The sequence below is a fragment of the Bacteroidales bacterium genome, assembly GCA_031275285.1.
Taxonomy (GTDB): domain Bacteria; phylum Bacteroidota; class Bacteroidia; order Bacteroidales; family UBA4181; genus JAIRLS01.
This window is the reverse complement of sequence record JAISOY010000046.1, coordinates 1-9,637: the sequence shown is the minus strand read 5'-3', so window position 1 is coordinate 9,637 and position 9,637 is coordinate 1. Positions and strand designations below refer to the sequence as shown.

7 protein-coding genes are annotated in these 9,637 nt (G+C 41.8%); 1 reads left to right on the top strand and 6 read right to left on the bottom strand.

Annotation, left to right across the window (positions count from 1 at the left end; translation table 11 throughout):
* A partial coding sequence (locus tag LBQ60_04415; protein ID MDR2037146.1) for a hypothetical protein occupies positions 1-284 on the bottom strand: 284 nt, incomplete at its 3' end.
* 4 nt (positions 285-288) lie between these two features.
* Positions 289-816, bottom strand: a complete 528-nt coding sequence (locus tag LBQ60_04410; protein ID MDR2037145.1) for a T9SS type A sorting domain-containing protein — start codon at positions 814-816, stop codon at positions 289-291.
* Between the two features lie 248 nt (positions 817-1,064).
* Here LBQ60_04410 and LBQ60_04405 point away from each other — a divergent pair, with 248 nt between their 5' ends.
* Positions 1,065-2,759: an O-antigen ligase family protein gene (locus LBQ60_04405; protein ID MDR2037144.1), complete on the top strand. Its 1,695-nt coding sequence runs from the start codon at positions 1,065-1,067 to the stop codon at positions 2,757-2,759.
* 19 nt (positions 2,760-2,778) lie between these two features.
* Here the strand turns inward: LBQ60_04405 and LBQ60_04400 are convergent, their stop codons facing one another.
* From LBQ60_04400 to LBQ60_04385, 4 genes are all read right to left on the bottom strand, one after another.
* Positions 2,779-3,855: a metallophosphoesterase gene (locus tag LBQ60_04400; GenBank protein ID MDR2037143.1), complete on the bottom strand. Its 1,077-nt coding sequence runs from the start codon at positions 3,853-3,855 to the stop codon at positions 2,779-2,781.
* Between the two features lie 12 nt (positions 3,856-3,867).
* A complete protein-coding gene (locus tag LBQ60_04395; protein ID MDR2037142.1) occupies positions 3,868-5,514 on the bottom strand; it encodes an alkaline phosphatase in 1,647 nt (548 codons plus the stop codon).
* 126 nt (positions 5,515-5,640) lie between these two features.
* Positions 5,641-8,613 carry a glycosyl hydrolase gene (locus LBQ60_04390; protein ID MDR2037141.1) on the bottom strand — a complete coding sequence of 991 codons (2,973 nt, stop codon included), beginning with the start codon at positions 8,611-8,613 and terminating at the stop codon, positions 5,641-5,643.
* A gap of 53 nt (positions 8,614-8,666) precedes the next feature.
* Positions 8,667-9,497, bottom strand: a complete 831-nt coding sequence (locus LBQ60_04385; GenBank protein ID MDR2037140.1) for an HAD-IIA family hydrolase — start codon at positions 9,495-9,497, stop codon at positions 8,667-8,669.
* Positions 9,498-9,637 lie beyond the last annotated feature (140 nt).

The following is a 9,637-nucleotide window of genomic DNA, read 5'->3' as shown; positions in this document are numbered from 1 at the left end:
TTATCTGATACAATGTCTGCAGGATCGGCATACCGGCTCGTATTACTACTGCGCAGACTGTCTAAAGCAGCCACTTTTGCCTCATATCTTGCCCGTGCCTCCCGGTAACGTATTGACATTACCGAATCCATATTCTCTTTTGCCGGTACATCGGGATTATTTTCATGGATATTGGTTGAATGATGTTCACCCTGTCCGTTGGCAGTCATATGGAGAAATACAGAAAGGAAAACCATCAGTACCCGGACGATGTTGTAATAATACATTGTGTAAATGTTCTTCATATGGTCAATTTTTAATGATTTTCCATACATTCATATAGTCCTTGTTAAAGATGATCCTCATGAAATAAATACCGCGCGGCTGTTTTGAAATGTCTATGGTTTGGGTCGGAGATATTCCGGTCATTTTTTTTATCAGGGCGCCGGTGTTCGAAAAAATCTCTATCTGCGCTCCGGCAGGGATGTCAGCGCCTGAAATTTCCACCCAGAATATTCCCTGGGATGGGTTTGGATAAAGTTTGACTTCCATTTCCGGAAAAGCATCTGCTAAATCTGTTTCTTCAACGGCAGCATCTTTCTTATTGTCTTCTATTAAAGAAGACCTCATTATTACCGGAACCAGCACTAATTCCCGTTTTATCCTGTTACCCGCATTGTCGTATGTATATTTAATAATCAGTTTTTCATGATCCAAAGGGGTCATGGATATTCTGCTGTTTGTACTGTACTGTCTGTTATTGAGAGCAATATTTACATTGAAAGCAGATAATGCAATAAACAATGTTGCGAAAATGGTGTAATTTTTTTTCCTCATTGGTTTACAAGCTAAATGTAACAAAGCAAAGCTACAAAAAAATATATCATATTTTCAATTGTGCATAAAAAAAGATTTTTTTGTATACAATCGGAAAAATGTTTTTACATAGATTATACATAAATCATTATTCTAGTTTACTGATATTAAAAATATTGTGAATTTTTAACCCCGCAGAGTTCAACGAAGTTAATGTGAAATTTTAAATCCGAAATTATATATGTACGTTTGCATGGAATTTAAGGAATATGAATACCCGTATTATTTTGTGGTTGTCCCTGTTATCTACAACTTTTATTGTCAGTCCCGGTTTATGGGATGCGACGGTAACGGGTAAATACTTTTATTTTGCATCAGTTACGGGTGCGGCTTCGCTTTTTTCGGCATACTATCTGTTGCGGAACCGGATGACACTACACATTTGCCTTACGGATATTTTGGTATTCCTTTTTGCGTTATGGGTCGGTGTAAGTTGTATCATCAACGGGATGCGTCCCGGAATGCGATTGTGGTTGTTCATATTATTGGTTCCGCTCTATATGGTTATCAGAATAAGCCTGCGGGATCAAAGCATGATACGACCATTGCTGGGCGTTGTTTTGCTTGTTGTAACTGTGGAAGCGATTTGGGGCCTGCTGCAACTGTACGGTATTTTAAAATCCCATAACAGGCTGGTTACCGGTTCGTTTTTTAATTCCGGACCATATTCGGGGTTTCTGGCCTGCGGCATTCCGATAGCATTATGTCTGTTTTTGAATGGTCGCAGCAAACCGGAAAAATTTTCAGGTTTGCTGTGCCTACTCGTCATCGGCCTTATTCTTCCCGCCGCAATGAGCCGTGCCGCATGGCTGGCTGCTGTTACGGGAAGTATCCCCGTTGCCGGCAGGTTTTTATATCGCTATTGTTACAGGTTATTAGCCACTCAACGTTTCAAAAAAGCCGCACTTTTAGCCATTACGGCGATTGTTCTTTCAGGTGTTCTATTTTCCCTCTATTCTTTAAGAAAAGCTTCCGCCGACGGACGTATGCTTTACTGGCGGGTGAGTGCCGAACTTGTACGCGAAAAACCCCTGACAGGTCACGGGCTGGGAAGTTTTCCGGTGTTGTATGAAGATGCACAGGCGGATTTTTTTATCTCCGGTAAAGGGAACGAAAAGCAAAAGCGACTTGCCGGTAACGGTCCGGAATATGCTTTCAATGAATACGTGCAGATAACCGTAGAACATGGAATCACTGGACTCGTGCTATTTCTGGGAATGATTTTTTCTTCTTTGGGTTTCAGAAGTGCCGGAGAACCTGAAGAATCAGCCGTAAGGGGCAGTTTAACGACGTTTTTGGTGTTTGCTTTCTTTTCGTATCCATTCAGTGTGTTGCCCTTAACCATTATGTTTGTTATATTAATCGCAATGTCTGCTTCATATGCCCGGCCAGTCAGGCAGGTGTCAGGCCTTGTTGTCGGCGTACTTTGCCTCGGGTTGTCCGGCTATGCATCCGTAGAGATACTTTCACGTTATCCGGCTTATCGTGAATGGAAGACAGCACAGGTATCATACGATACCGGTTATTGGGAACAGGCAGTAGAAAAATATAACAACCTATATGCGAAACTGAACCGGCAACCACAGTATCTTTTTGAATATGCCTGTTGCTTATCTGCTATGGGGCAATATGAAGCGAGCAACGAGTTGCTCGACCGGTATCTCCTTTTTGGCAGTGATCCGGTAATATACTACTGCAAAGGCAATAATTACAAGAATAAGAGAGACTTTAAATCTGCTGAAAAAATGTATATCCGGGCATCGGAAATTTTACCTGGTCGGTATCAGCCATTGAAACTTCTCATGGATCTGTACGAAGAAACGGGACAAAATGAAAAAGCGAAAGCAATTCATGAGTTTTTCGAATCAGAAAGAAGAAAATACGAATCAATCATACGCAGATAATTAAATGACTAATCCGGTTTCAATCAAATTTAAATTCAAATTCATTATATGCTGCTTTTTCCCATGCATATTGCTGTGTTGTCGGGGATATGGCAAACAAAGGTGAAAATGTTTTTACTTTGACCGTTTTTCCGTCAGGAAGGAATTCCAGGATACGCAACCAGCCGTCGCCTCCGTTACCGTGCCATCCACCACCTAACGCCTGGGCATTGAACAACATCTGGTGAACATTTTTACCTGCATTGTTCTTATCAGTACAAAAACCCGTATGTTTCTTAAAGTCATCAGGTGAAGCAATATGTCCGCAAACCACCAACTCGATATTAGGAGTAGATTGTACCAGCTTCTGCCAGATGGCTTCTCCCTCGTTTTTGTCGGCTACCGGATAATTAGACTTTGTAATGCGCTGATTGTTTGAACTCAGATAAGAATGAGTGAGTAAAATTATCCTGTGGTCTTTATATTTTTTCTGGTTGACTATTTTATGCGCCCATTGGACAACAGTGTCCCTTGGTCCGAATTCTATATTTACTACCAGGTATTTTTCATCGTTCGGGGAAGTAAACTCGAATATGGCGTTTTCAGCCGTAGGAATACCTTCTGTATTAGGAAATGCCGCCCTCATGATCTTTTGATTCAGGAAATTTTTATTCGCCGGAAAATGATCCTTAAATCCTGAATTTTTCTTTTGCATACCGGCATAGGAATAATCATGGTTTCCTGTGGCAGTGATGTATGGAAGCTTACCATTTAGTTTATCAAAAGAGCGGGATACGGCTTCCCATTGAGCAATGCCCGGCTGGTCAAATTTCACCAGGTCAGGAGAAGCGCTATCGTTATTATCAACCAGGTCACCTGTAGCCAATACCAGTTGAATATTCAGTTTTTCCATATTGCTGGTGATCCAAAACATCATCAGGTCCAGGATCGGTTGGTTCCTCTCATTTTTCACATACGATTGTACATCAGGCAATAAAACAATCGTCCATGATTCCGGATCATTCAACTCCGGTTTCTGGTAGGTCGATTGCCCATAGAGGGCACCTGGCCCAACCAACAAAAAGAAAACTATGATTCTGGCTACAAGGTTATTCATATTTATGATTGATTATTTAAATTTAAGCCTGGTCAATATATCTGCCGGCAAATAAAAAGTGTCTGTTTTATCCATATATACAGTTACGGAACCTATATTAAAAGGCTTTCCATCTACATAAGCCCGGGAACTAAATGCAAGTATACTCAGCTCTTTCCCGTCTTTTTTCATCTTAAGCACAGGGAAATCATCCTTATTTTCAATCACATAATCATAACCTGCTAAAACTTCGGTATGTTTGGAAAAAATCTTTTTCGTCAACTCCGGAAGAGAAGTTTTTAATCCCAATACCTTACACAAATACTGGTTGATTTCCACATTGGTATTCCTACCCAGCGGTACATGACCCGAAGGATGGTATGCGGCCAGAAAAACTTCTTCACCGGTATGGCTTCCTGATGTAAAACCGAAGCATGTCTTTGAGTTCATGATTTCGACAATGCTGTACCGCATATTACGGCTATTACTTACTTCTGTATAATCACCGACCTGATAGTTCTTGGATTCAACAATACTTTTGAATTCGTCATCAGTAAGGTTGATTCCGGTATATTCGTGAAATACCGGTTTCACCTTGTCGGGAGGGGTTTTCCTCAGTATGCTTTCCAAAGCGCCGGATGTTTTTTTGTATTGGGAAACATTCTGGAATAACTCAGTCAGCGTTGATTTAGAGGATCCGCAACCACGCCGGCCCAGTGTAAATCCGCTGTTACCATGATCCGAAAGGATGATTACAGCAGTTTTTCCGTCTTTTTCTGCGAAATCCATAGCCACGCCTACGGCTTTGTCAAAGGCGATGAATTCAGTAATGCAGGCTATAGCATCATTAGCATGAGCAGCTCCATCGACAATACTGCCTTCTACCATCAGGAAAAAACCATTTTTATTTTTTGATAACTGATCGATTGCCTTTTGCGTCATTTCTGCCAATGAAGGCATTTTCGAATCATCACGGTCCAGATCGAAAGGGAATCCCATATCATTGAACAACGCCCATACCTTGTTGTCAGAATCATAATTCCTGAAAGATTCCACATCATTTTGGATCAAGGTAGTTCCGTTAAATTTGAAAAAGTCTTTTATATCTTCTGTGATCAGTGAATTTCCTCCGCCAAAGACAACATCCAATTGGTTGTAAGCTATCTGAGGAGCCACATATTTATATTTGCCCCGTTGATAATAGTGTGAAGCGCAATCAGCCGGAGTGGCATGGGAAAATTCACAGGTAACCACTAATCCGGTCGCTTTATTCTTTTCCAGCCGTGCAGCTTCAAGAACTGTTGCCAACGGCTGATAGGCCATAGACGGATCAAGAGGATACAGCAGATCGTTTTCAGGATCAGCAGGTGAGTATGTGGATACAAATCCCGCTCTTTGAGGAACTCCTGTCATATAACAGGATGTAGTGGGAGCAGAGTCTCCAATAGGAGCATTTGAACAAAAAGTAGTTACTGTACCGCACATATAAGGATCAAGATTCAGTCGTTCTATATTGTGGTTATACAACTGGAACCAGCGTGCAGCCGAAACCACTCCGATAGACGTACCATCCGGTATCATCACGATCACGTTTTTTACCGGTTTGACATTTGTCCGGTTCTGTCCGAAAGAACAAACCGAAACAATAAAAAACGAAATAACTAAAAAAACTCTCTTCATTGAATGATTGTTTTATTGATAAATACACTCCCCATCAATCAATTACGTGTTTCTTAACAAGGAGTGCTTCGAAATACGATCAAAGTAACAATATTTTTTTTAAAGAGTTATGCCGGTTAAACATATTTAACTTATATTTAACAATCGTACAGGACCTAATAATCCCGATGTCAATAAAGGACTACCCGGTTTCAGGCTGATATTGGTTTTTGTATATCTTTTTTCTTCGGGAAGCTGCATATCACCTATCAATCTGTTAGGCCATAAATTGACAATATCGATTTCCAGTACATTATCTGATGATTTTACTGCATCCGTTATTTCTACTCTCCACGGATGGGTCCATATCACACCCATATTTTTTCCATTGATACGGATTTCTGCAATATCCTTTACTTTTCCAAGGTCAAGAAAAAGTTGATGTTGTTTTCCTGCCGGAACATCAAAGTTTTTCCTGTACGTTGCTTTTCCGGAGTAATACCTGATGCGTTCATCTTCATGCCGGCTCCAGTCGGATAGTTCTTCAAACCGGACCGATTCCGGACCTCCCCAGTTGGGGTCAAATTTTACAGTCCAGGGACCATCTAAAACAGAAACGGTGGCATATTGAGGGAAATCTTTTGATTTCTTTTGTCGTTTGATATCGGAGTTACGGGGAAAAATAATGAAAAACGACTGAAAACCTTCAAATTTCATCGGTATTAAGGTACGTCCGTCTTTCCGGATAAATTCACTGACTATTCTTCTTTTCCCTGTTACAGGATCCCATATTTCAGGTTGCCGGCCGGATATCCGGAATAAGCAATCAGCTTTCTGCAGATTCCTATCCAGGTTGGCAATAAAGTATATCTCGTTATCCTTTGCAGAACGATGAATAAAATCAATAACAGGCAGGTTTGTTTCAAAGTCAGGATATATATTATCATCCTGAAGGATAGACCGGATCTCCTTCCCGAAAAAAACACGTCCTTTTCCATATTGGTGGGTCATCTGATTAACACCATCACAATTACCCCATACCCTGGTTGCCAATTCTTTGACATTATTGTCACAAGCAGGATAATTTTTCAATCCCGGATCTTTAATGGGAGGCTTACCGATAACTGTAGCCCCTTCTGCAACAAATGATGCTATTTTTCCCATAACATTTTCGGGCATAGCTTCGCTGTCAGGCAATACAAGCACGCGGTATTTCATGCCGCTCTGCAGTGTAATCAGTCCATCTTTGACTGACATATAGTTCAATAATACCTCTTCGTTGCAGACATCATAATCATATCCTTTTCCAAGAGATGGATCCACATGCTTCGGTTCGACTATATTCGGAGCCCAGTCACCATTATAATAAAGCACATCAGCAACAAAATTCCCCTGTCTGAGTAAATGCTGGCAGCGTCCGATATAAGATAAAAAACCACCTGACTGATCCCACCAGGTTATATTAGGATTAAAATGGGTTCCTGCATAATACTCGTATCCGGGTTTTCCATCTTCAGGACGGGTGGCTGTTGAAGTATGCACCAATATACGGTTAACCCCTTCGCAAAACGCTCTGTCTGTCGATTGCTTCAAGGTAGCAGGACTGTCCATCCAATGACGGTAAGTAGTATACGATTCTGTTGTTACCAGATTTTTGCCATAAATATGTGCCGCGGAGGCCACCATTTTTGTTACCTTATTCTGGTTTCTCTCTAAACGGCTCTCTCCGTAAGGTAGCTTTAAACCTCCTTCCTGGTCGTGTTTGATGCCCAGCCAGAATTCACCTGCGGGTAAATCACTTCTTCCCAGGTTCTTTAATGTATCCATGCACATCGTACCTGAACGGCTGGGTCCCGCAGACTCGTTCTGAACCTGCAGGCCATGTTCATGACATAATTCAGCAAACCTTTTGTAATGTTTATCGGCCATACAATCGGCCACTGTTTTTCTGTAATCGTGTAAAAAGCGGTCACTTATTTCTGCACTTCCGACAATATATCCCGAAAATACAGGTAAGTAGGGAGTCGCATCATATCCCCGGTAATACCTGAACTGATCAAGGATGTCTGCTGTCCAGTTCGGAAAGCCATCTTCAAAGCTATCATCACAGAAAAACTTCAGTTGGTAACCCGCTTTTTCCGCTTCCTCTAAAATGACCTTGCCGAGCATTTCAAACTGCTTATCAACACCCACGCTGTTTAACCAGGCCACCGACAAGCCATCAGCTTCAGGTTGAGCTATCGATAACCGGGAACCTGTCATCCGGTGTCCTGTGCGTACAATTACCCATCTACCTTCGGGTACATCCCACTCTAAAGCACCTGATGCATCCATTTTACCGGTCAGATCAACAACCTCATCCACATTGACGGGTTGATCATCAGGCAACACCTGTAAAGGAACAAGCGTTGGTGCCATAATTTTTTCTGCCGGAGTATGATTACTGGCATCCCGTCTGTTGGTCTTTGCCGGCAAATGTTTTTTCCGTTCGTCATCCAGGCGCGAATGTTTTTCATCAGGTAAACGGAAAGCGACCACTGCCGTATCCCTGTAATCTAACTCATCCAGAGGAAGATCGATATATTCTTTATATCCGGGTGGATTAAAAACATGGTCATAACCACTTCTGTTTCCCGGTAACGGTAATTTCCCGGCAAAAGGTAGCGGACCTTCCACCATTAATTCAGACTGAAGGAACCATCTACCGGACATTTCAGGTGTAATCCATGGCCCGCCCATGCACCATCCCGAACACATGTTGACACCGATTTCTATGCCATATTTCCTGGCTTCTGTCAATGCATAACGGAATAATTCTTTCCATTCATCCGAAAGGAATTTCACTCCTACGGGCATATTACTACCGGCTGAGTTGACAAGCAACAGGTCATTGATTCCCTTTTCTTTGAATTCTCTTAAATCCCGGGATATTCCTTCTTTATTCACCAATCCGTTCAACCACCACCAGTAGACACCAGCTAACGACTCTTGCGGAGGCGTAATAAAAGATTTGAATAAAACCCCTGTTTCGGTATTGGTGCAGGAAACCATACTAAAAGGGCCCAACGCTACACCCAGGGAAGCTAAGGTTCCTGTCTGTATAAATTCTCTTCTGTCCATTATCTGTAGGTTTTGAATGTTGTTTTCCCGTTATACCCTGGTTAACTGGAAATCTACCTCGAGTTCATTAATAATTGTCCGAATTCAGCCAGATCTTTAGCCACAATATCCGGGTAAACATCACTCTTTTCGACATCAGCTTCCTGCGTTTCCCCTGTCAATACCAGAACACCCAGAGCATTGGTGTTTTTTGCCATCATAATGTCGGTATAAATCCTGTCACCCACCATGGCGATTTCCTCCGGCTGTAAATTGTAGCGGTACATAATTCCATCCAGCATTCTTGGTGCAGGCTTTCCGATCACAACATCCGGCATTCTTCCGGTAGCTTTTTCCAGACAGGTATACATTGAACAACAGTCTACCAATACTACCGGCAAATTAGTGGGACATACCTTATCCGGATTGGTGGCGATATAGGTAAGTCCCTGGTGAATCCACCATGCAGCACGACATAACCGTGAGTAAACCAGGGATGTGTCGAATCCGACAATTACAGCATCCGGCACATCCGAAGGGTCATCTTTAGCTGACACAAAGCCGGCATTCTCAAATTCCCCGATCAAACTGGGCGTTCCTAATATGAACAATCGTTTGATGTCCGGATGATGCGACTGTAAATAATCAATGGTGGCCTGTCCTGATGTATACATTTCATCAATCGAAGCAGGAATACCCATTTTTTCCAGATGTAGTAAATAATCCTGCCTGCTCTTAGATGAATTATTGGTTAAAAAAGAATAGCCAATACCTATTTCCTTCATTTTCTCAAGAAAACCGACTGTAAAGGGAAATAAAGTACTGCCGTTATATATAGTACCATCCATGTCCAGTGCGACATGTTTTATTTTAGATAACCTGTCTTTTGTTTTGGAATCAATCATTACTCATCACTTAAAATTATTCTTCACCATATCCGTCGGCTTTTGCTTTCCACATCAACATAAAAATGAAAATGCTCAATACTGCCATGCCGATCATACCCATAAATACATAATCCCAGCTTTTATCCGGATTGGTTTTA